This window comes from Clostridium sp. CAG:43 (assembly GCF_000434655.1).
GTDB lineage: Bacteria > Bacillota > Clostridia > Lachnospirales > Lachnospiraceae > Otoolea > Otoolea fessa.
This window is the reverse complement of record NZ_FR895107.1, coordinates 34,959-36,333: the sequence shown is the minus strand read 5'-3', so window position 1 is coordinate 36,333 and position 1,375 is coordinate 34,959. Positions and strand designations below refer to the sequence as shown.

Genomic DNA, 1,375 nt, shown 5'->3' with positions numbered 1-1,375 from the left:
TGTCCGGCTGCGCCGTATAGCAGAAATCCCCCTTTCAGCGCCTGAAAAATAAATTTTCCATTCGCTGAAACGGTGCTTTCCGCTGCATGGCTTTAGTTACGCCCAAACTCGCTTAATTTAAGCTTCGGATTCCGCTCTTCTACCATTCCCACACTCCAGCTGTTGACAAACAGAAGCAGTGGATTGTCTTTGAGGTCTTTGATCCGCTTCATATCCGAAGTTCCCTGAATCTTGGCAACGTCGATCTCGTCAGCGTTTTCTACCCAACGGATGTACTCGTATGGAAGCTTTTCCAGCTTGACTTCTACATTGTACTCATTTTCCAGACGGTAGGTCAGTACCTCGAACTGGAGGACGCCGACTACGCCGACGATGATCTCTTCCATACCTGTGTTGAACTCCTGGAAGATCTGGATCGCACCTTCCTGAGCGATCTGGCTGATGCCCTTGATGAACTGCTTGCGCTTCATCGTGTCCATCTGGCGCACGCGTGCAAAATGTTCCGGTGCGAACGTAGGAATGCCTTCAAATTCTACCTTTTCACCTGTACAGAGTGTATCACCGATCGAGAAAATACCCGGATCGAATACACCGATGATATCGCCCGCATATGCCTCCTCGACGATCTTTCGATCCTGCGCCATCATCTGCTGTGGCTGGGAGAGACGGATCTTGCGTCCGCCCTGCACATGCGTTACTTCCATGCCTGCCTCAAATTTGCCGGAACAGATACGCATAAATGCGATACGGTCGCGGTGCGCCTTGTTCATATTTGCCTGAATCTTGAAGACAAACGCGCTGAAATTCGGAGAGAACGGATCCACCATGCCGGTTGTCGTATTTCTCGGCAGCGGCGAGGTTGTCATTTTCAGGAAATGCTCCAGGAATGTCTCTACACCAAAGTTTGTCAGCGCCGAACCAAAGAATACCGGGGATAAATTTCCGCGGCTGACACGCTCCATATCCAGCTCATCGCATGCGCCGTCCAGAAGCTCGATATCATCCATCAGCTGCCGATGATAGTCTGGACCGATGATGGAGTTAACCTCATCGCCCTCTAACGAGAACTCCTGAGATGCGACCTCCTTCTGTCCGCCCATTGCTGCTGTGAAAGTTGTGATCTTCTTTGTGGCACGGTCATACACGCCCTTAAAATTCTTACCGCAGCCGATCGGCCAGTTGACCGGGCAGGTACGGATGCCGAGCACGCTCTCGATCTCATCCATCAACTCAAACGGATCGCGCGCCTCGCGGTCCATCTTGTTGATAAAGGTAAAAATCGGGATGTGGCGCATAACGCAAACCTTGAAAAGCTTAATCGTCTGCGCCTCGACACCCTTAGAACCATCGATGACCATGACCGCCGAATCGGCTG

At 51.4% G+C, this 1,375-nt stretch carries 1 protein-coding gene; it reads right to left on the bottom strand.

Going from position 1 to position 1,375, the window contains the following annotated elements:
* Nucleotides 1–92: 92 nt before the first annotated feature.
* Nucleotides 93–1,375, bottom strand: a 1,283-nt coding sequence (locus tag QVO97_RS10240) for a peptide chain release factor 3 (RefSeq protein WP_288189617.1), incomplete at its 5' end; no start/stop codon positions are given.